18 protein-coding genes and 2 pseudogenes are annotated in these 22,058 nt (G+C 56.2%); 3 read left to right on the top strand and 17 right to left on the bottom strand.

What is annotated here, in order from left to right; all coding sequences use genetic code 11:
• Positions 1-3 precede the first annotated feature (3 nt).
• The 3 genes from C4J90_RS07875 to C4J90_RS07865 form a co-directional block, all read right to left on the bottom strand.
• On the bottom strand, positions 4-801 hold the full coding sequence (locus C4J90_RS07875; RefSeq protein WP_124419561.1) for an acyl-CoA thioesterase II: 798 nt from the start codon (positions 799-801) through the stop codon (positions 4-6).
• 90 nt (positions 802-891) lie between these two features.
• Positions 892-1,653 carry a CHAD domain-containing protein gene (locus C4J90_RS07870; RefSeq protein ID WP_124419560.1) on the bottom strand — a complete coding sequence of 254 codons (762 nt, stop codon included), beginning with the start codon at positions 1,651-1,653 and terminating at the stop codon, positions 892-894.
• Between the two features lie 45 nt (positions 1,654-1,698).
• Entirely contained in the window at positions 1,699-1,977 is a 279-nt protein-coding gene (locus C4J90_RS07865; protein WP_003238638.1) for a hypothetical protein, read from the bottom strand.
• Between the two features lie 217 nt (positions 1,978-2,194).
• Here C4J90_RS07865 and C4J90_RS07860 point away from each other — a divergent pair, with 217 nt between their 5' ends.
• Positions 2,195-3,232, top strand: a complete 1,038-nt coding sequence (locus C4J90_RS07860) for a patatin-like phospholipase family protein (RefSeq protein ID WP_124361881.1) — start codon at positions 2,195-2,197, stop codon at positions 3,230-3,232.
• Positions 3,233-3,372: 140 nt separating this feature from the next.
• Here C4J90_RS07860 and C4J90_RS07855 read toward each other — a convergent pair whose 3' ends face one another.
• The 6 genes from C4J90_RS07855 to kdpF all read right to left on the bottom strand — a co-directional run bounded on the left by C4J90_RS07855 (position 3,373) and on the right by kdpF (position 11,444).
• A complete protein-coding gene (locus C4J90_RS07855; RefSeq protein ID WP_124361880.1) occupies positions 3,373-4,062 on the bottom strand; it encodes a response regulator in 690 nt (229 codons plus the stop codon).
• Between the two features lie 192 nt (positions 4,063-4,254).
• A complete protein-coding gene (locus C4J90_RS07850; protein ID WP_124419559.1) occupies positions 4,255-6,906 on the bottom strand; it encodes a sensor histidine kinase KdpD in 2,652 nt (883 codons plus the stop codon).
• 84 nt (positions 6,907-6,990) lie between these two features.
• Positions 6,991-7,536, bottom strand: coding sequence for a potassium-transporting ATPase subunit KdpC (gene kdpC, locus C4J90_RS07845; RefSeq protein WP_124419558.1), 546 nt, complete (start codon positions 7,534-7,536; stop codon positions 6,991-6,993).
• 41 nt (positions 7,537-7,577) lie between these two features.
• A complete protein-coding gene (gene kdpB, locus C4J90_RS07840) occupies positions 7,578-9,629 on the bottom strand; it encodes a potassium-transporting ATPase subunit KdpB (RefSeq protein ID WP_372237491.1) in 2,052 nt (683 codons plus the stop codon).
• Between the two features lie 21 nt (positions 9,630-9,650).
• Positions 9,651-11,345, bottom strand: a complete 1,695-nt coding sequence (gene kdpA, locus C4J90_RS07835; RefSeq protein ID WP_124419556.1) for a potassium-transporting ATPase subunit KdpA — start codon at positions 11,343-11,345, stop codon at positions 9,651-9,653.
• 9 nt (positions 11,346-11,354) lie between these two features.
• Positions 11,355-11,444 (bottom strand): K(+)-transporting ATPase subunit F, encoded by a 90-nt coding sequence (gene kdpF, locus C4J90_RS07830; RefSeq protein ID WP_003218754.1) that lies wholly within the window; start codon positions 11,442-11,444, stop codon positions 11,355-11,357.
• A 412-nt stretch (positions 11,445-11,856) separates the two neighbouring features.
• Between kdpF and eat the strand changes: the two genes are divergently transcribed.
• Together eat and C4J90_RS07820 are read left to right on the top strand one after the other, a co-directional pair.
• On the top strand, positions 11,857-13,221 hold the full coding sequence (gene eat, locus C4J90_RS07825; protein WP_124366347.1) for an ethanolamine permease: 1,365 nt from the start codon (positions 11,857-11,859) through the stop codon (positions 13,219-13,221).
• A 111-nt stretch (positions 13,222-13,332) separates the two neighbouring features.
• A complete protein-coding gene (locus C4J90_RS07820) occupies positions 13,333-13,500 on the top strand; it encodes a DUF2897 family protein (protein ID WP_124361874.1) in 168 nt (55 codons plus the stop codon).
• Between the two features lie 36 nt (positions 13,501-13,536).
• Here C4J90_RS07820 and C4J90_RS07815 read toward each other — a convergent pair whose 3' ends face one another.
• The 8 genes and pseudogenes from C4J90_RS07815 to C4J90_RS07780 form a co-directional block, all read right to left on the bottom strand.
• Complete coding sequence (locus C4J90_RS07815; protein ID WP_124419555.1) at positions 13,537-14,385, bottom strand: DUF1989 domain-containing protein; 849 nt, start codon at positions 14,383-14,385, stop codon at positions 13,537-13,539.
• A gap of 14 nt (positions 14,386-14,399) precedes the next feature.
• Positions 14,400-14,660: pseudogene (locus tag C4J90_RS07810) on the bottom strand (GntR family transcriptional regulator); the annotation flags it as partial.
• Positions 14,661-14,845: 185 nt separating this feature from the next.
• Positions 14,846-15,178 carry a ComEA family DNA-binding protein gene (locus tag C4J90_RS07805; RefSeq protein ID WP_124361872.1) on the bottom strand — a complete coding sequence of 111 codons (333 nt, stop codon included), beginning with the start codon at positions 15,176-15,178 and terminating at the stop codon, positions 14,846-14,848.
• Positions 15,179-15,463: 285 nt separating this feature from the next.
• Positions 15,464-16,645: an acyltransferase gene (locus C4J90_RS07800; RefSeq protein WP_124419554.1), complete on the bottom strand. Its 1,182-nt coding sequence runs from the start codon at positions 16,643-16,645 to the stop codon at positions 15,464-15,466.
• 233 nt (positions 16,646-16,878) lie between these two features.
• Positions 16,879-18,866: pseudogene (locus C4J90_RS07795) on the bottom strand (polysaccharide biosynthesis protein).
• A gap of 76 nt (positions 18,867-18,942) precedes the next feature.
• Positions 18,943-19,959, bottom strand: coding sequence for a glycosyltransferase family 4 protein (locus C4J90_RS07790; protein WP_124419553.1), 1,017 nt, complete (start codon positions 19,957-19,959; stop codon positions 18,943-18,945).
• 38 nt (positions 19,960-19,997) lie between these two features.
• On the bottom strand, positions 19,998-20,945 hold the full coding sequence (locus C4J90_RS07785; RefSeq protein WP_124419552.1) for an NAD-dependent epimerase/dehydratase family protein: 948 nt from the start codon (positions 20,943-20,945) through the stop codon (positions 19,998-20,000).
• Positions 20,942-22,048: a glycosyltransferase family 4 protein gene (locus C4J90_RS07780; protein ID WP_124361868.1), complete on the bottom strand. Its 1,107-nt coding sequence runs from the start codon at positions 22,046-22,048 to the stop codon at positions 20,942-20,944. Before C4J90_RS07780 ends, C4J90_RS07785 begins: the two co-directional genes overlap by 4 nt.
• Positions 22,049-22,058: the final 10 nt, after the last annotated feature.

Here is a 22,058-nt window from a genome sequence, read left to right as displayed (position 1 = left end):
GGGTCAGGCGAAGACCACCACGGTCTGGCGACTGAGGGCGATCAACTCGCCGGTCGGGCTCCAGAGCGCGGCGGCGGCATGGCCGTAGCCGTCGCGGGCGTGTTCGATGTTGACGTGGTATTGGCACCAGTCGAGGGTGGTCAGGTGCTGCAACGGCTGGATGAATTCGATGGTCCAGGTCAGGGTGCTGCCCGGCGCCGGTTTCTTCAAATGCGGAAGTAACGCCGGCGGCCAGGCGTCGACCAATGCGAGGATGTGCGCCTCGGTCAGAGGCTCTTCTTTCACGTCCCCACGCAACCGTACCCAACCGCCCATGTCGCGGGATTTATTGCCGGTAAACGGCAGGCCGCCGACGCTCCAGCGCATTGCCAGATGCCGCATGAATTCAGGGGTGACGCCCTTGATATAGGGCAGCTCCTGGCATTCATCCCAATGTTTGAACACGGGTGGCGGCTCGCTCGCGACGTCAATTTCCGACGCGCGGGGCGCACCAAAACTGGCCTGGATCAAGGTCGCCACTTCACCGTTCTGCACCACACGGCCCAGCAATTGGCTGACAGCCTTGCCTTCGCGCAGCACTTCAACCTGATAGCTAGCGGGTACATCCGGCGCGACCGGGCCAACGAAGGTGATTGCCAGTGAGCGTAGCGGCCGGTCTGCCGGCACGTGGGCGCGCAAGGCTTCGTATTGCAACGCGGCGACCAGGCCACCAAAGGTGGCGCGGCCTTGGGCCCATTCGGCAGGAATGGTGACATCCTGTGGGTTTTGACGGGCAGCGTCGAGCAAATCACTAAAGCGCATGGCGACCTCACATCAAGAAAATCGATGAGGGGATCTTAACCACCAAGCCCGCCAGATACAGCACCTATTCCGGCCAAAAACCGGACCGGTTCAGAAACAATCGGCGCTGAGCTTATCCAGAACCCGGTCCGCCTGCCGCTCGGCCTTGGCCATGGTTTGACGCCAGGTGGCGACGAAGGGCTCAAGATCGGCTTGATGCTCGGCCAGCATCAACCACTGCCAGCAGTCGTGCCAGTCACCCAGGGCGCCCTGGGCTTTTTTCAGACCGGACAGGGCCTTGGCGGGCAATTTATCCAGTTCGGGATACGCCTCGGCGGCGTAGCGCACGCGTTTGATCAACAGGCGCAAACGGTGGCGATCATGCTCGGGGTCCTTCAGCGCATGATCGAGCGCCTTCCATTGCTTGGTCAGGCGTTTCTGGATGCGCGAGTGCAGGCCCTTGAGCAGTTTCTGGCGTTGGGAAGCGCGGATGAACCGTGGAAACGCATCGAGGATCTGCAACAAGTGTGCGAGCTGCGAGCTCTGCGCCACCTGGCGATAGGCCTCAGGCTGCAGGCGCAGACGCCGCTCAGCCGCCTCATAATGACCTTGCTGCTGCAAGTACGCCGCCAGCACCTCACGGTCACGCAACGGTGTGGTCAACTGGCCGACCGCGCGGGCGGCCGATTCAAGCTGTTCGACACCCGGTAACCCGCGCAAGGGGCGCAAAAGGCTGCGCAAGCGGCGCACGGTAGTGCGCAGATCATGCAAGGCTTCATCATCGGTGACGGCGGCAAGACGCGCCTGACAGCTCAGTAACCCTACTTCCAGGCCAATGACCTGAGCGACCAACTGATTGACCAGCGCTGACATCCTGCCCTCCCTGTGTGATGAAACAGCCTACTCGAGGCTAGCGAATCAACGCCCGGCGCGTGACTCACGGATATAGAAGCGCGCTTTCTCGGCCTTGTTGGAGCACCCTTCGAACGCTTCGAATTGCTGTTGGGTCTTGGCCCCGGTCAACAACGACAAAGCCTTGGAGTAGCTGACGGTGCCCGCGAAGCCCTCGGCCTTGGCCAGGTCCAGTTCTTTCCAGGCGGCATCCAACTGCGACCCGCAGCTGTCGCGATACGCGGTTTTCCCGGCACAGCCAGCCAAGGCCAACAGGATCACGGGAACACACATCCAGGCTTTCATCAATGACACCTCAAAATATACAAAATCTGTCGTAGCCTGTAGACGTTGCCCACAGGGAAAAGTGCCTTGTCCTTAGCCTGAAATCAGTAGTACCCATTGCCAGAGCATACCCGAGCCAAGACGCGATTCTGGAAAAATATTGCCAAGGCTTACCGAGGATTGTAGCGGCCCCCTTGATGGGTGCATTGTGGGCACCTGTTTCACGAAGGATCTGGTCATGAAGAAACGTGTTGCCTTAGTGCTGGGCTCCGGCGGAGCCAGGGGCTACGCCCATATCGGGGTGATCGAAGAGATCGAACGACGCGGCTATGACATCGCCTGTATTGCCGGCTGCTCGATGGGTGCCGTGGTCGGCGGGATCTATGCCGCCGGCAAGCTGGACGAGTACCGAAACTGGATCGAAAGTCTCGATTACCTCGACGTGTTGCGCCTGGTGGATGTGAGTTTTCGCCTGGGCGCGATTCGCGGTGAAAAGGTGTTCGGGCAGATCCGCAAGATCGTCGGCGAAATCAATATCGAAGAGCTGCGCATCCCCTACACAGCCGTGGCTACCGACCTCACCAACCAGCAGGAAATCTGGTTCCAGGAAGGCTGCCTGCACCAGGCCATGCGCGCGTCGGCCGCGATCCCCAGCCTGTTCACGCCGGTGATGCAGGGCAACCGCATGCTGGTGGATGGCGGCTTGCTCAACCCGTTGCCCATCGTGCCGGTGGTGTCGAGCCATTGCGACTTGATCATCGCGGTCAACCTCAACGCCACCAACCAGAAGCACTATCATTTGCCGGTGATCCAGCGCCCGCCGGCATTCAAGAGCCGCTTCAACAGCCTGGCAAAATCATTGGGTTCGCACCTGCCGTTTCGACGCAAACAGGCCGAGCAGTTGATGAAGCTCGAGCAGGAAGCGTTGCAGGCCCAGGCCGCCGAGATCAACCCATGGCTGGAGTCGGCCGAGCCCGAATCCCAGCAACCCGCCGCCGCGCCGGAAAAACCCGGCACGCCGAAGTCGGCCACAGGCTCGTTCATTATCGATAACGTCGGGCCTGCGTCGCTGCTGGACCTGATCAACCAGAGTTTCGAGGTGATGCAGACGTCATTGGCACAGTACAAAATCGCCGGCTACCCGCCGGATGTGCTGATCAACGTGCCCAAGCGGGTGTGCCGTTTTTTCGAGTTCTACAAGGCGCCGGAATTGATCGCGTTGGGGCGGGAAATTGCCAGTGATACGTTGGATCGGTATGAGAGTGAGCAGTCTTGAGATTGTAGGCGCTGCTGACGACCCCATCGCGGGCAAGCCCACTCCCACAATTAGACTGAGTTCAACATGAGCATGCGGTCGAATGTGGGAGTGGGCTTGCCCGCGATGACGCTTGTTGAGGCAGCGAAACTCTATCCACCCTAAGTATTCAGCAATCGATACCCCACCCCCGCCTCAGTCACGATAAACCTCGGCTGCGTCGGGTCATCCGCCAGCTTCTGCCGCAAATGCCCCACCACAATGCGCAGGTAGTGACTGTCTTCGGTGTGGGTCGGCCCCCAGATATCCTTGAGCAATTGCTGCTGGGTAATCACCCGCCCTGGATGCCGCGCCAGTTGCGCCAGCACCGCGTATTCCTTGCGGGTCAACGCCACCTCGGCACCGTCCAGCAGAACGCGGCGGTAGGCCAGGTCTACCGTCAGCGGGCCGAAACTCAGGGCGGCTTCCTGAGACTCGCCCGTCGGTGCCTGGCGCAACAACGCGCGCACACGGGCGAGAAATTCCTGGATGCCGAAGGGCTTGGTCACGTAGTCATTGGCGCCGCCGTCGAGAGCATCGACCTTTTGGCTCTCGCTGGCCCGTACCGACAGCACCAGCACCGGCACCGTCGACCACTCGCGAAACTCGCGCAGCACTTGCTGGCCGTCCATGTCGGGCAAGCCCAGGTCCAGCACCAGCAGGTCCGGCTTGCTCAATGCCGCTTGGGCCAGGCCTTCGGTGCCGGTGCCGGCCTCGATCACCTTATAGCCCTGGGAGGCCAGGCTGATGCGCAGGAATTTGCGGATCTGCGGTTCGTCATCAATGACTAGAATCGTCGCGGTCTGGCTCATGGTGTCCAATTAAAATCCATTAAAAACAAACCATTGTAGAAACGAACCTGTTGTGGCGAGGGAGCTTGCTCCCGCTGGAGTGCGAAGCGCTCCCAAACTAGTCAGGCAGGTGATGCGTCGCGACCGAATGGTTTTGGGGCTGCTGCGCAGCCCAGCGGGAACAAGCTCCCTCGCCACGGTAGGCATACGTTTTCAAAGGTCAGAGTCCAAGCCCGGCTGAGATTGTAGCGGCAGAAACAGGGTGATGCAGGTGCCGCGCCCCTCAATGCCATCCGCCACGCTGATATGCCCCCCATGTGCGCCAACCATGCCCTGGCAGATCGCCAGGCCAAGGCCGGTGCCCTGCCCGCCCCGATCACCACGGGCAGCGGTGTAGAACATGTCGAAGATCTTCGCACGCTCATCCTCGGGAATCCCCGGCCCTTCATCGGCCACGGCGAAAAACAACTGATTGTCCGCTACACCGGCGCTCAACTGCAAACGGCCCTGGGGCGGTGAAAAACGTGCGGCGTTTTCCATTACATTGACCAACGCCTGCTCGATCAATGCCGCATGCACGTAGAGCAGCGGCAGTTCCGGCGGTACATCGGTACTCACCTGCAACGGTGCCAGCACCGCGCGCAAACGCCCGAGGGCGCTGCCGACGATATCGCCGGGCGAGACCCAATCGCGCGCCAGCTTCAGCGCGCCGTGGCCCAGGCGGGTCATGTCCAGCAAATTCTGGATGTAGCGGTCGAGGCGCTCGGCTTCATCGCGGGTGCCTTCGAGCAATTCGCGGCGATCCTCCAAAGGAATCGCCTCGCCCAGCGCCAGCAGGCTGTCGATACTGCCACGCATGGAGGTCAGCGGCGTGCGCAGATCGTGGGATACGGAGGCGAGCAAGGCGCTGCGCAGTTGTTCGGTTTCGCCGTGCAAACGCGCCGACTCCAACTCCTGTCCCAACTGCGCCCGCGCCAGCGCCTGGGCCAGCGGCTGGCTCAAGGCGGTGAGCAGGCGGCGGCGTTGCCCGCTCAACTCCAAGCCCGGCTTGGCACTGACACCGAGCAAACCCAAGGGCCCCTCTTCGCCCGACAACGGCCACCACCACCAGCGCCCAAACGGCAAGGTGCCAGTGCCCATGCCGGCAGGTTGGTCGTGCTGCCAGGCCCAATCGGCGGCAGCGCGTTCGGCTTCGGTAAGGGTCAACGGGCCACCGGTCTCGATTGTCCAGCCGCCCTCGCCGTCGCGATTGACCAGGCATACATCCAAGTCATTCCAACCTTGCAGGTGGTGAGCCGCCGCACTGATAACGGCCTGGCGATCCGTGGCTGCAGTGAGCTTGCGCGACAGGTCGAGCAGCTCGCTGGTTTCTTCCTGGGTATCGCGCAGCGCCTGCAACTGGCGACGCTGGCGCGCAGCCAGGTTGCCGGTGAGCGCTGCCATCAACAGGAAGAACAACAGGGTCAGCACGTCCTCTTCACGCTGGATGGCAAAGGAGAAATTCGGCGGAATAAACAGAAAGTCATAGGTCATGAACGACAACGCGGCGCATACCAGCGAGGGCCCCAAACTGCTGCGCACCGCCACCAGCAGCACCGCTGCGAGAAACACCAGTGAAATATTCGGCAGCGGCAATACACTGGACACGCCCCAGGCCAAGCCGGCCGCAACAACGGTTGCCACCACGGCCAAGGCGTAGTCGAACCAGCGCAACCCACGCGCATCCGGCAAGCGCGGCGGAGCAGGCATGTCGTCGCTGTCGAGCACGTTGATTTCCAGGCCCCGCGCACTGCGCAACAAGCGTGCAGCAAGGCCACCGCCGAACAGCCGTCGACGCCAGCGCATGCGCGACTGCCCGACCAGGACCAGGCTGGCGCGGCGCTCGGCGGCATGCTGGATCAACGTTTTAGCCACCTCGCCCGCCCGCAGCAACACCACCTCGCCGCCCAGACGCTCCGCCAGTTGCTGGGCATTTTGCAGGCGTAGCCGTGACTGTTCATCTCGCGCGTGGCCGTTGTCGATATGCACCAGGCTCCAGGGTAAATGCCGCCGCTGGGCGACCCGGCTGGCATGGCGCACCAGGCGTTCGGCCTGTGCGTCGCCATCGACCCCCACCAGCAAACGCCCCCGCACCGCCGGCGCAGCTTGCCCGAGTTGGCGGTAACCCTGGGCCAGATCGTCGTCGACGTGGGCGGCCGCGGTCTGCATGGCCAGTTCGCGCAGGGCCATCAAGTTGGTCTGGGTGAAAAACGCATCGATGGCCGCGCGCGCCTGTTCGGGCACATACACCTTGCCGTCGCGCAGGCGCTCCAGTAGTTCGCGGGACGGCAAGTCGATCAGCAGCAACTCGTCGGCCTCTTGCAGCACCCAGTCCGGCAGGGTTTCACGCACCTGCACACCGGTAATGCCACGCACCTGGTCATTGAGGCTTTCCAGGTGCTGGACGTTGACGGTGGTGAATACGTTGATGCCGGCAGCGAGCAATTCCTGAATGTCCTGCCAGCGCTTTTCATGCCGGCTGCCAGGGGCGTTGCTATGGGCCAGTTCGTCGACCAGCACCAGCTTGGGCTTGGCCGCAAGCAGGCCGTCGAGGTCCATTTCTTCGAGCATCACGCCACGGTATTCGCTGCGCAACAGCGGTTGTTGCGGCAGGCCGCTGAGCAAGGCTTCCGTCTCGGCACGGCCGTGAGTCTCGACCACCCCGGCAATCAACGGGACGCCCTGGCGCAGTTGAGTGTGGGCCGCCTGGAGCATGGCGTAGGTCTTGCCCACGCCGGGCGCGGCGCCGAGGAAGACCTTGAGCCGGCCACGGCCGTTGCGGGGTAGATCGGCTAACAAGGCATCGGCGCGGCCGGAGTCGCTCATGCGGGTAGTGTCCTTCAGGTATCAAAGCAGTCAGGTTCAATGCAAATCACATGTGGGAGGGGGCTTGCTCCCTCCCACAGGGGTTCAGAGTTTTTCCAGGGCCATGTTCAGTGCAAGTACATTGACGACCGGCGGCCCCACCAACGGGCTTTCGATGTGTTCATCCAATATCCGCTGCAAGGTCGACACCGGCACATTCCGTGCTGCCGCCACTCGCGCCAGTTGATAGGCAATTGCCGCGGGTGGCAAGTGTGGATCAAGTCCGCTGCCGGAGGTCGTCAGCGAGGCCAACGGTACGGGCCCCTGGCCGGGCATCTGTTGTTTATCCGCGTCATCGAAGATGCGCGTGACCAGCGCAGGATTGCTCGGACCAAGGTTGCTGGCACTGCTGGAGACCGTCGCGAACGCCCCGGCCGAGGGACGCGGATGGAACCAGCCGTCACCGCTGAAATCCTGGGCGATCAGGCTGGAGCCGCGCACCTTGCCGCTGACATCGCGCACCAGGCTGCCATTGGCCTGATCCGGGAAGGCAACCTGAGCGACGCCAGTGACCACCAGCGGATAAGCCACGCCGGTGATCAGGGTCATGAGTACCAGCAGGCTCAGGGCCGGGCGGATTGTATTAGTCATCGTCAAATCCTCAATAAATCGGGCCACAAAAGACCGCAGGGTTACACCAGGTGCAGCGCCGTCAGCAGCATGTCGATCGCCTTGATGCCCACAAAGGGCACCAGCAGCCCACCCAGGCCGTAGATCAGCAGGTTGCGTCGCAACAAGGCCGCCGCACTCGCCGCCTGCACGCGCACACCGCGCAGGGCCAGCGGGATCAGCACCACGATGATCAGCGCGTTGAACACAATTGCCGACAGAATTGCGCTCTGCGGGCTCTGCAGGTGCATGACGTTGAGCACGCCCAATTGCGGGTAGATCGAGGCGAACAGCGCCGGCAGGATCGCGAAGTACTTGGCCACGTCGTTGGCGATGGAAAAGGTGGTCAGCGCGCCCCGGGTCACCAGCAACTCCTTGCCGATCTGCACCACGTCCAGCAGCTTGGTGGGATCACTGTCGAGGTCGACCATGTTCGCGGCTTCGCGTGCGGCCTGGGTGCCATCGTTCATCGCCATGCCGACGTCGGCCTGGGCCAGCGCCGGCGCGTCGTTGGCACCGTCGCCGCACATGGCGACCAGGCGGCCGTCGTTCTGTTCATGACGGATACGCGCGAGTTTTTTCTCAGGCGTGGCTTCAGCCAGCACGTCATCCACGCCGGCTTCAGCGGCAATCGCGGCGGCCGTCAACGGGTTGTCGCCGGTGACCATCACGGTACGAATCCCGAGCTTGCGCAGCTCGGCAAAACGCTCGCGGATGCCGGGCTTGACCACGTCTTTCAGATGGATCGCACCGAGCAATTTGCCATCGGCGCATACCAGCAACGGCGTGCCGCCGCTTTGCGCGATCTTGTCGATTTCCCGCGACAGTGCAGGTAAAAGGTCGCTGCGCTGCTGGCCGATAAACGCAAGCAGCGAGTCCACCGCGCCCTTGCGGAATACGCGGCCCTGATAGTCGACACCGGACAAACGGGTTTCGGCGCTGAAGGGGACCGCAGTCAGTTCGTCCGGCGTCGGCTCTGCCTGGGGGTGCAAGGCGCGCAGGTATTCGACGATGGACTTGCCTTCGGCGGTGTCATCCGCCAGGGAGGCGAACAGCGCACCTTCCGCCACTTCCCGACCACTGACACCGGGCGCCGCAACCACTGCCGAGCAACGACGGTTACCGAAGGTGATGGTGCCGGTCTTGTCCAGCAGCAACACATGCACGTCCCCTGCCGCTTCCACCGCGCGGCCAGATTTGGCGATCACGTTGAGCCGCACAAGGCGATCCATGCCGGCGATGCCGATGGCCGACAACAAGCCGCCAATGGTCGTAGGAATCAGCGTCACCAGCAGTGCGACCAGGAACACCAAGGGCAGGCTGCCGTTGGCGAAGTGAGCGAACGGCTGCAGGGTCACCACCACCAGCAGGAAGATCAGGGTGAGACCGATCAGCAGGATATCCAGCGCGACTTCGTTGGGTGTTTTCTGGCGTTTAGCGCCTTCCACCAGGGCGATCATGCGGTCCAGGGTGGACTCACCGGGGTTGGCGGTGATGCGGATCAGCAACCAGTCCGACACCAGGCGGGTGTTGCCGGTGACGGCGGAACGGTCGCCGCCGGACTCGCGGATCACCGGAGCGGATTCACCGGTAATCGCCGCTTCGTTGACGGCGGCGATACCTTCGATCACTTCGCCGTCGCCAGGAATCATTTCACCTGCGGCGACGCGCACCGCATCACCTTTGCGCAGGCTGGTGGCCGGTACCACCTTGAAGCTACCGTCGGACTCCTTGCGACGAGCGCTCAAGCCTTCACTGCCGGCCTTGAGGCTGTCGGCGCGGGCCTTGCCACGGCCTTCGGCCAAGGCTTCTGCGAAATTGGCGAACAACACGGTGAACCACAGCCACACCGCGATTTGCACGGCCACGAAGGTCGGTACGGCGGCGTCGGGCACAAAGCACAGCACGGTGGTGAGGATGGCGGTCAGCTCGACCACCAACATGACCGGCGAGCGTTGCAGCTGGCGGGGGTCCAGTTTGACGAACGCCTGGACCAGCGCCCCGCGCCACAGCGAGGAAATCGCGGTTTTGGCAGGTTCCTGGGGTTTGACCGGGGCCGCGTTTTTTACAGGCATATTCATTTTCATATCCCTTGGTTAGAAGCCCATGCTCAGGTGTTCAGCAATTGGGCCCAGCGCCAGCGTCGGCAGGAAAGTCAGGCCGCCCACCAGCAAGATGGTCACGGTCAACAGGGTTACGAACAACGGGCCGTGGGTCGGGAAACTGTTCTGGCCGATCGGTGCGGTCTTCTTCATCGCCAGGCTACCGGCCAGGGCCAATACCGGGAGGATGTAGCCGAAACGGCCGATCAACATGCCAAGGCCAAGCATCAGGTTGTGGAACGTGGTGTTGCCGCTGAACCCACCGAACGCCGAGCCGTTGTTGGCACTCGCCGAGGTGTAGGCGTAGAGCAACTGGCTGAAGCCGTGGGGGCCAGGGTTACTGATGGCGCCGGCCGGGCCTGGCAGGCTGGCAGCAATGGCACCCAGCACAAGCACACCCACCGGCATCACCAGCAGGGTCACCACCAGCAGTTGCACTTCCTTGGCCTGGAGTTTCTTGCCCAGGTATTCCGGGGTGCGGCCGATCATCAGGCCGGCGAGGAACACCGCGATCAACACGTTGAGCAACATGCCGTACATACCGGCACCGACCCCGCCGAAGATCACTTCGCCGACCATCATGTTGACCAGCGCCACCATCCCGCTCAGGGGGTTGAGGCTGTCCTGCATGCCATTGACCGAGCCGTTGGACGCTGCGGTGGTGGTCACCGACCAGAGCACCGTGCCGGTGGTGCCGAAACGTGTTTCCTTGCCTTCCAACGGAGCGGTTTGCTCAACGGCCGGGTTGTTCAAGGTTGGGTTGGGCTGGTATTCGGCCCACAGTGAAGTCGCGCCGCCGATCAGGAACAAGGCCAGCATGCAGGCAAGAATGGCGCGGCTCTGACGCAGGTCTTTGACGTAATGGCCGAAGGTAAACACCAAGGCCACCGGGATCAGAATGATCGAGGCCACTTCGAAGAGGTTGGCCCAGGCCGTCGGGTCTTCGAATGGATGCGCCGAGTTCACTCCAAAGAAGCCGCCGCCATTGGTGCCCAATTGCTTGATCGCAATCTGGCTGGCCGCCGGGCCGAGGGGAATGACCTGATCCACGCCTTGCATCGTCACGGCATCAACGTAATGGGCGAAGGTCTGTGGTACGCCCTGCCATACCAGAAACAATGCCAGCACCAGGCATAACGGCAGCAAGCCGTAGAGCGTGGCGCGGGTCATGTCGACCCAGAAGTTACCCAAGGTCTTGGAGGATTTGCGACCGATCCCACGGCAAAGCGCGACCAGGACTGCCAGGCCGGTGGCGGCACTGACGAAGTTCTGCACAGTGAGGCCGACCATCTGGCTGAGGTAGCTCAGGGACGCTTCACCGCTGTAGTTCTGCCAGTTGGTATTGGTCATGAAACTGACCGCGGTGTTGAAGGCCAGCGTCCATTCCTGGCCCGGCAATTTCTGCGGGTTGAGTGGGAGATAGTTCTGGAACAACAGGATTGCAAACAGCAGCAAAAAACCCGCGAGGTTGAATGCGAGCAAGGCCAGCATGTATTTCTGCCAGCTTTGCTCCTGTTGATCGTCCACACCCGAAAGGCGATAACAGGCTTTCTCCACAGGCCCCAGCACCGGCGTCAGCCACGTGCGCTGGCCTTCCATCACCTTGTAATAGAACCGCCCCAGAAACGGTGCCGGCACCAGTACCACGGCGAAGAAGGCGATGATCAGCCAATAGTCATAACTGTGCATAGCCTGCTCCTAGTTCCGATCCGCGCGTAACAGCGCAACCAGCAGATAAATGAACAGCGCCACAGCCAATAGCAGTGACACCCCGTCCAGAACGCTCATGGAAGTTTCTCCGTTTAACGGCGAGTGCCGCGTGTGGGGCAATTGTCCGCAGGAGCGGTGTAAAGGAACGAGAGCGAGGCGGGGCGTAGGGCGTAAAGATGGCGTAAAGAGTGGCTTTATGCGGGGTTTACACGAGTGATTTCGGCGCCTGGGCGGGCGCTATCGGGAGCAAGCCCCCTCCCACAGATTGATCTGCGCTCGGCATGACAACTCGGTCAAGTGTGGGAGGGGGCTTGCCCCCGATGGCGCCAGTCAAGACACCCTCGCACTTATCTGGTGCGACGTCGCCACTATTCAAACGCCAAACCATCTTCCAGGCGACAGTGGACGCGCTTTACGACACGGCTTTGGGAAGTGGCATGTCCACTGCAACACCTTGAATCATTCCAAACCGTTCAGGGAGCACCACACAATGAACACACACCTCAAACCCACCTTGGGCACCCTCCATCTCTGGGGCATCGCCGTCGGGCTGGTGATTTCCGGCGAGTACTTCGGGTGGAGCTATGGCTGGGGCGTGGCCGGCACCCTGGGCTTCCTGGTGACCTCACTGATGGTCGCCGCGATGTACACCTGCTTCATTTTCAGCTTCACCGAGCTGACCACAGCGATTCCCCACGCTGGCGGCCCCTTCGCCTACAGCCGCCGCGCCTTCGGCGAAAAAGGTGGCTTGATTGCCGGCCTGGCGACCCTGATCGAATTCGTCTTCGCCCCACCCGCCATCGCCTTGGCCATCGGTGCCTACCTCAACGTGCAGTTTCCAGCGCTGGACCCGAAACACGCCGCCGTCGGCGCCTACTTCGTGTTCATGGGCCTGAATATCCTCGGCGTGAAACTCGCTGCTACCTTCGAACTGGTGGTGTGCGTACTCGCCGTCGCCGAATTGCTGGTGTTCATGGGCGTCGTTGCCCCGGCATTCAGCTTCAGCAACTTCGCCCTGAACGGTTGGGCCGGCTCCGACACCTTCGGTGCCCCGGCGATTGCCGGCATGTTCGCAGCGATCCCCTTCGCCATCTGGTTCTTCCTCGCCATCGAGGGCGCAGCCATGGCAGCCGAAGAAGCGAAAGATCCCAAGCGCACCATTCCGAAGGCCTACATCAGCGGCATCCTGACCCTGGTAATCCTGGCCATGGGCGTGATGTTCTTTGCGGGCGGCGTAGGCGACTGGCGCACCCTGTCGAACATCAACGACCCACTGCCCCAGGCGATGAAAACCGTCGTAGGCGAAAGCTCCGGCTGGTTGCACATGCTGGTCTGGATTGGCCTGTTCGGCCTGGTGGCAAGCTTCCACGGCATCATCCTCGGCTACTCGCGCCAATTCTTCGCCCTGGCCCGCGCCGGTTACCTGCCGTCTTTCCTGGCCAAACTGTCACGTTTTCAGACGCCCCACCGAGCCATTCTCGCCGGTGGCGTGGTCGGCATTGCGGCCATCTACAGTGACGGTCTGATCAACCTGGGCGGCATGACCCTGACCGCCGCGATGATCACCATGGCCGTATTCGGCGCCATCGTCATGTACATCATGAGCATGCTCAGCCTGTTCAAACTGCGCAAAACCGAACCGCTGCTTGAACGCACCTTCCGCGCACCCGGTTACCCCGTCGTGCCGGGCATCGCGCTGGCTCTGGCAGTGGTGTGCCTGGTAGCGATGGCCTGGTTCAACACACTGATCGGGCTGATCTTCCTCGGCTTCATGGCCGTGGGCTTCATCTACTTCCAACTGACCGCCCAAGACCGCGCCGATGCGCCAGCAGATGCGATGTTGACCGGACTATAGGGTTTACGAGGCAGAACGGGCCTACAATGAACTACTCAGAAAGCCCGTAACTCAAAGCAGTTATTACCGTGGGAAAATTCTCCCCCGGCTATCTGCCTCAAGGAGAGCCTTATGCCGTGGTACGCGTGGTTGATTATGGTAATTGCGATCGGGTCGATCGTCGGTGGGTTGATGATGCTGCGTGACAGCGCCAACAAAGTGGAACTCACCGACGAACAACGCAAACGCGTGGCCGAGCGCAATGCCCAGGCCGATGCCAAGGATGCACAGGATCGCTAGATGGCGGTAGCTCCCGCCGGGCTGCGAAGCAGCCCCCTACTCCCATTCCGCCTTGGCAATATGCAACCCGTGCTGCCCCTTATACGCGGCACGCTCCGGCTGACTCCAGCCACTCAGCAATTCGTCCTCCAGCCTGTAGATTTCAACCCCCAACGGACGACACACCGTCAGCGGGTCCTGCGCGTCCGGCCCCCACATCGGCAACGACAAATCCCCACCTGGGCATGTCGATAGCGCACACAGCAAATCAATCTCGGCGAAAAACTCCAGGTAATCGCCCTTCTGCGCCGGGCAGGCTTTCATGAAATACATGTCGTCGTGATTAAGGCCGGTGCACTGGAAAATATTCAGCACGTCGTGCACATCGAATTCCGTCAGACCGTGAGGCAATATCGCGCGAGTCAGGTTTGAGTGGCAGTGGTGATGAAAGTCCTCGCCAGTGAGCATACGGTTTACATAGGGATCGCAGCGTGTGCCGAGCAAGTCGTGCAGGCGCCCGCCGTGCTCATCGATGCCGTAGCTTGCGAGGCTGTCGTCTGTAATAGTGACTAACGGTCGGAGAAATGGAAGGTTCGACCACAAGCGGTCGTGAGTGCTGACGTGGGCGCCTTGAAGTTGCCGAGTGCGCGCCGCCCACAAGCGTTCGCGCGGATCATTGGCGTTCCACACATTGAAGTCGCCCACCTGGGGGCCTACAGGCGTGGTCACCCGGAACACATGCCCTGCCGGCACCTTCCACGCCCTGCCCGTGCGGATCGGCACCTCGAACTGCTCGATCAGCGTGCGCTGATCCTGGCGATCACGGATACGTTCATAGAACGCAGTATCCACCTGTAACGCCGAGCCTTTGCTGACTTGGTAAGCGGCTGGATAGTCTTTGTACATGGGGCGAACCTCCATCAAGGGTGAGCAAACAGTGCCAGGGAAAGGTGTTCGGAATCGTCCAGGTAGAGGCTCATCGCCTCGCTGGCGGCTGGTTTGTTATCGCTGGCTAACAGCGTGTAAATCTCACGATCACGTTCCAGCCAGGGCGACTGGAAACGCTGCTCATCAGGTGCGGCGCAAAATACAAGGCGCAATTGGGCGATCACCTGGGCAAAAAAAACATCGAACAGAGGGCTGCGCATCAGTCTGACAATCTGTTGGTGAAGAACCGAGCTTATGATATCGGCACGAAGCTCCAGGGGCGATCTGGTCAGCTAAGGACAAATTGAGCTCCATTCACTCCCCAGATTGTTGAACAATCTTTGCTCTTGAGATAAACACTTTTCATGCCAAGGTGCTTAAATCGCAATAACAAAACGAGAAAAGGCCGATCAATGATCGGCCTTTTGAGCTTCGCCTTTTAGTTAATAACCAACCTGTCGCGATTCTTCTCCAGCAAAGCCTTGCCGATGCCCTTTACTTCCAACAACTCATCCACCGAGGTGAAGGGCCCATTGCTTTCGCGAAAGGCGACGATCGCCTTCGCTTTGGAGGCGCCGATACCGAACAAATCACGTCGCAGGGTTTCAGCATCGGCGGCGTTGAGGTTGACCTTGGCGGATTGCTCGGTTTTGGTCATTTGTGCGGAGATTGGGGTCGGGACCTCAGGTTTAGCGGACGGGGCTGCGGTGGTGGCGACAGAGAGGCTGGTGAGGAAGGCGAAGATTAGAGAGGAGATGTAGAGGTTTTGCATTGGTGACGCTCCATGACATCGGTAAGAGAAAAGCAGCTTTTCCGAAGCTGCTTTTCTACCTTAGGCGACGGATGGAGGGTGTCAAAACGGGGATATTGCAAGATGTGAGAGAAAGTCGTTTTGTGTGTGGGCGCTGACGAACTGCCGTGTGGAAGGGCTTGGTTCTCCCACATGATCGAATCATCCAAATCGGCGTGCCCCCCAACGATGCGAAATTGAGCTACATACGAATGCTATCGAAAGCATCAGTACCCAGTTGCGTGCGAGAGCTTGAGGTAAGCATCTTCACACCACGGCATTTGTTCTGTCCAAGGTGCGGTCAACCTCGGGTACATTAATCTCTTCTACCCGTTTCTTGCGCATAAACCTTTTTTCTACATGAACGAAGGTAAAGGTCGACAAGGCGACAATAACGGGAATAGTCGCAAAGTTCACAAGCCAAAAGGTCACTTTATCAAGAACAGCTAAATCAAAGAATACAGACAACACCTTGAAGGATAGAAACAGTACAGGCAAGTGAAGCAAATAAATACTATAACTAATATCACTTAGCCTGTTAAGGAACTGATAATGCAAGAAACGAGGATTAGAAACAGTAACACATATGAAAAATATAGTCGCCAGAGCAAATCTAAAAGCTCCGTAGCCAGGAACATCAACCAGTCCGCACATCCACACAAATATGCATATTGCAACTACAGTAGAAACAAATTTGACGAACCTACTTGTAATATTTGCTTTATGAATAACTGCTGCTGCCATGCCTGACAGAAAGTAGGCCCAACAGACGACGGCGGAGGTGCCCAGGTCAATGGCAGCTATAATTATCGCCACCGTCAGTATGATAAACTTATATTGGGATCTGTAAAAAATTGCTACCATTGGCAACACTGCATAAAAACGCCACTCATGAACCAACGTCCATGTCACGGAACTCAGAGGTACAAGAGATACACCTCCAATTCTCATCGGGTTATCGATGAAATTGAACGTTATTAAACCCGCAATAGTAGTAATAGACTCTTTATCCAGAAAATCAAAGCCTGCAAAAAAAGCCGCGATAAAAAACACCAAAATCGATGTTAGATAGTAGAGAGGAGCAACCCTTCTAATTCTAGATACAAAAAAATCACCCCAGTCAATATTCTTATTCTTGATTACTTTATCAAAAAAAAGAAAGCCTGTAATACAGAAAAAAATCTGTACACCGAAAGATCCAAGGTTCGGGTAAATTTGTCCCCAGGCAGAAAAAACGGTATTTTTTACACCCAAATTTATTAGCACAAACGGCGCATGATTAACAAATACGAATATAGCAGCAAGACCACGCAGACCATTGATGAATTTATATTCATGCTGAACTTCCGCGCTTTCAATTTTCGATCTAAAAATCGACGAAAAAGCAATGAACATTAATATAATTGAGAGGGTGAGCGTGATAACTTCAAGCGAATATTCAGTTTTCATTTAAAAGGATTACTCATGCAATGCCATCCTGCTTTAGGCTATGTTGAAGACGCTCCATGGATGACGAAGCGTGAAAACTATGCCGTCCGTTTATCACGAGCAGTGCGCACGGAAAAATCATGGTGCGTTGCCGCAGGTGAATTGTATTCTGTCAGAGGTGCATAGGGAAGAAAATACGGGCATAAAAGCTGAGATAACAGCATAAACTGCTGTTATCCAAACTAAAAATCACACTACAACTCAAGTCTTTTTTGTTGATAAGACCAGTCAACAATTTCGCCATCGGGAGCATAGCCACTCACAGTTTCGCGTAACAACTTACGTACCTCAATATAATCATGACTTTCTATCGCACTCAGCAATTCCACTAATCTTGGCTTCAATATGCTCCAAGATAGATAATCTTCATTAGCACTCATAATCATTGGGTGTTGCGTGGCATCGACATTGTCACCTATGAGTAATTCTTCGTAGAGCTTCTCTCCGGGCCGAAGTCCTGTAAACTCGATAGCGATATCTCCGAGGGGCTTTTTTTCTGAGCGGACGCTTAGGCCTGACAGATGAATCATTTTTTCTGCCAATTCCGTGATTTTAACCGGTTCGCCCATATCCAATACAAATACGTCCCCCCCTGCCCCATTGAGCCTGCCTGAATAACAAGCTGAGCAGCCTCCGGGATAGTCATGAAATACCGGGTTATTTTCGGATGAGTCACCGTGATGGGCCCACCTGACTTAATCTGTTTGTGAAAAAGAGGAATTACTGAACCAGAAGAACCCAGAACATTTCCAAATCGGACCATTGTGAAGCGAGTACGATTGAGGGCTAGAGAGGTCGTGTTAAAAAGAGCCGGTTCTAATTCACGGCTGAGTGCCTGAAGCGTCATTTCAGCGAGACGTTTGGTGCTCCCCATTACATTCGTAGGACGCACCGCCTTATCAGTCGAAACAAGTACAAAATTAGCAACATTTGAAATAATAGCTGCTTGAGCAGTATTTAACGTGCCGATAACGTTATTCAGAAACCCTTCCGATATATTATGTTCTACCATCGGCACATGCTTATAAGCGGCCGCATGGTAGACCGTATTTACATGCCAGGTTTTCATAACATCAACCAACTTATCCTGGTTACGTATAGATCCCAGGATCGGAAGCAATTTTACCGCCAGCGAATCCCGAAGTATGCGCGCTTCCAGTTCCGACATAATACTGTATAAATTATATTCACTGTGTTCAAAGAGAATCAGTATTGTTGGTTGCAGCTCGAGGATTTGGCGGCAGAGTTCAGATCCAATAGAACCTCCCGCGCCGGTAACCATTACTACATGGCCCCGTATGCAATGTTCCAGCAAATTTTCTTGTGCAGGTACTGGATCTCGCCCTAACAGGTCTGCAATATCTACTTCTTGGATATCGTCGACTTTGACGCGCCCACTTGCAAGGTCCATGAAGCCGGGGACACTACGTACATGCAGAGGAAAACCCTCAAGAAACCCGAGAATCTCCCGACGCCGACCACGCGTCGATGAAGGTATCGCCAACAAGATCTCTTGGGCGCCCGTGGTGTCGATCATTCGTTGGATATGTTTAGGCTTATAAACCTGCAGCCCAGAGATTACCCTATCAGAAATAGTAGGATCATCGTCAATAAACGCTACAGGTCTCATTAAGCGGCCCATGCGTAATGCCGCAACTAGCTGATTCCCAGCAGATCCCGCGCCATAAATAGCCACACGTGGCAAGCCGTCATCACGGTTAGTGAAAGGCACATATTGAGCCGCCGTAAACCAATCCCCCAGGAAGAATTGACGCAGCGCTAACCTCAATCCTCCTATCATAATCAGGCTTAACCACCAATAGTTAAAGATGATAGAACGAGGAATTACATTTTGATGGTTACTGTACCAATAAACGACCACTCCAATAATAAGGGAGGAAAGGCTGACAGCCTTAATTATCGCGATCAGCGCATCATTTCCAAAGTAACGTAAAACCGCGCGATACATGCCAAAACGTATAAACAGCGGAATAGTCACAATAGGCGCCGTTAAAAATAGCCATGTATGCAGCACGAACGGGTTGATCATCTCATCGAGGCCTATGCGCACGACAAAAGCTAACCAAAGCGCAAACCAAACTAAAAAAACGTCTGTAACCACCTGCAGAACACGTTTATATCTACGCGGGAGACTTAATAATCCAGATCTTAGTGAGTTCATATTTTTTAAACCTCTCGCAGCTCTAACAACCTAAACCTGAATAAATGTACAACACCAAGCTCTCAGGATTTTCGCATTAATAACTTACTTCTTTAATACCGGCCTTAAATTTCAGAGCCAAAATGATGAGCGGCGTGTAAGCGATCAACAAACCGGCAGCACCGTCAAGCCTGTCAAATGCAACAATCAATGCAATTGGGAAAAGCCATATGAAATTTATTACGATTATGCACAAAGTGACAGGTATGTGTGCATTAAAAATGCGAGAGGCATACTGATAAGCATGACTCCGATGTGCCTCATATACTTTTTCGCCACGTACCAGCCTGCGAAGCAATGTCAATGTCGCGTCTACAATAAATACGCCTAATAAAATCAGCCACACCCATAAAAGTGCTGAAGAAAAAGATACAGCTTCAAGCGATATCATGGCCAATGTAATACCTAGAAAACCACTCCCCGCATCCCCCATAAAAATTCGGGCTTTGGGGAAGTTCCAGTAGAAAAAACCTGCTGTTGCCAAAGCCAAATAAATAGGCGGCCATAACAGCTCTTCATATCCTAAGAACCAATAGATAAAAGCGGCGGAAGAGCAAGCACAAATAGCTTGAGCACTCGCCAGTCCATCAATGCCGTCCATGAAGTTGTAAAGATTCAACATCCATACGGCATACAAAACAGCTAGAATTCCGCCAATCCAACCTAGATGGATTGGTAATCCAAAAATCGTAATCGACGGTACCCCACCGATCCAATATAACGCCCATATTGCTGAAAAAAAATGTCCTAATAATCGCCAGCGCGCAGGAATGTGGCCATGGTCATCCAGAAATCCCAAAGCGGCTACGATTATGCCAGCCACGAACGATGCAAGGAAAAAAGCGTGATCAATCAGCCCAAAGCAACGCATTAAACCCAATGATATTAAAAACCCTAGCACAATTGCCACACCGCCGCCGCGAGGAGTCGGTACCGAATGTGAACTTCTGCTATTAGGGATATCCAACACATTTCGCTGGAGCGCATACCGACGCAACAATCCGGTTAAAAACATGGAGCTCGCTATTGAAGTAATCGCTATCCAGAAAGCCATCTGCCTGTCCCTACCTGCAATAATTTCGAAATTAATCGCTATAATAAACGGAATCTTTCGCCTGATTCGACCAAAGCATCATGAGCTTTTCTCGCAGGGGCCCAGTTCAATAGTGCTCTGGATTTTTTATTATCGACAACTAATGATCTACACAACTGCGTATATAACGATCGCTTCCCAACAGCACTGGCGACTGAACGGATTAAGGCGTCAGGAACGCGGAACAGTCTTTCTTTTCGGCCCATACCCAACGCCAACAAATTGATAATTTCACTAATGGAAAAATCAGTTCCATCAGAAACTAAAAACAATTCATTTGCAGCTGACGGGTGCCCAATACATAGTTCAATAAAATCTACCAAGTTCTCCAGTGCTATCATGCTACGCTTATTTTCTACGGCGGCGAACGGCAGTGGCACTCCCGTAGCGATCAATTTTAACAGACGATTAAAATTACCAGGCGCCTCAGCGGCATAAACTAACGGAGGACGAATAACTATCAGCTCCATGGTCTCGCCAGCGAGCAATTCCGAGAGCTCGCGCTCTGCTTTCAACTTGGAGCGAGCATATTCTGCATGAGGCTTGGGTTCATCACTCTCAGTGAAAGCACCATCATGGGTCTCCGAACCGTTGACACCAATTGAGCTGATGAATATAAAACGACGGACACCTGCTTTTACCGCTTGCTGCGCTAAATTGACAGCACCTTGAACATTAATCCGTTCAAATTCCAATACTGGATCTTCGCTCCCGGCGTCTAATACATGCGCGCGTGCTGCGAGATGGATAACGGTGTCAACTCCTTGTAGAGCCTGATCCCAGCCCGTATTACCATCTACTTCCCCCGTCGAGACCATTTGGATATCTGAAGCAACATCAGAAGGTTTGCGACAAGTACCGACAACTGAATATTTAGCTAGGCTAACAAGATGCTGAGACAACGCCCGCCCAATAAAGCCATTAGCACCGGTAATAAGGATTTTCATTTAGCCCTGTCTAACACTTTCTGGTAAATTTTCAGGATTTTATCCAACATGATATCGAAAGTAAAATTTGTGCGATATATGTGCTGCCCTAAAAGACCTTGTTTTTTTCGAAGCTCGGGGGAATTAATCAACTGTGTCAGTGCATCCATCAATCCCTTCTGGTCCCCGCGCTCCACCACGAAACCGTTCTCACCGTTTGCCACCAGCTCAGATACGCCTCCCACGTTAGATGCTATTACCGGAAGCCCAGTTCGCATAGCTTCCAATATGGTCAGCGGCAACCCTTCCCAGTCAGAGATCAAGACGAAAACATCCGACCGCGAAAGCCTGATCGGGACGTCATCACAAGCCCCGGAAAAAACCACCTTCTCGCCTATTCCCAGATGCGCTGCCAACGTCTGAACGCTAGAAAATGAAGGGCCATCGCCTACCAGTTCAAGCTCCCAGTTCTTTGGTGCCACTTTTGCAAGCGCTTCCAAAAGAAACTTTTGGTTTTTTGGAACTTCGAACCTTGCGACCATGATTAAGCGTACTTTATCAGACTCGGTAAGGCTAACTATATTAGAACTGACCTCGGGCATACCGTTATGAATCGTTAGAACGCTGGCTTCATCGCCTACCTTAGCCTTCAAGGCGAGTTGCCTGTCAAATTCAGAAACCGTAAGGATCTGTTCTGAAAAACGGGCCATGATCCTTTCAATATTACGGTATAAGAAACGACGCTTGGCAGACACTCCCTCTGTAAAAGCCCAACCATGTGCCGTAAAAATTGCTGGCAAGCCAAGACTTTTAGCAGCGAGTCTTCCAAGAATACCAGCCTTGGAGGAATGCAAGTGGACGAGGTCAGGTTTTAGCTTGGAAAGCATTTTCCTTAACTCAAAAAAGGCGCGAATATCTTTTCTAGGATTAATTTCGCGAACAAGATACTTCAATGGGAAGCACGATAAACCTAAATCCCGCGCTCGCGAATTAAAGACGCCCTCGCCACCAACGAGAATATCGACACTATGTCCCGCTTGAAAAGAACCCAGTGCCAAATCAAGGAGGTGTACACTAGCACCGCCTATAACGTCTGAACGGGTTATGACATAAACAATTTTCACACTGCGTCCC

Origin of the sequence: Pseudomonas sp. R2-60-08W (genome assembly GCF_003852335.1) — a bacterium.
Taxonomy (GTDB): domain Bacteria; phylum Pseudomonadota; class Gammaproteobacteria; order Pseudomonadales; family Pseudomonadaceae; genus Aquipseudomonas.
Note: the sequence above shows the minus strand (reverse complement) of the source record. Positions and strands in the feature narration are given on the sequence as shown.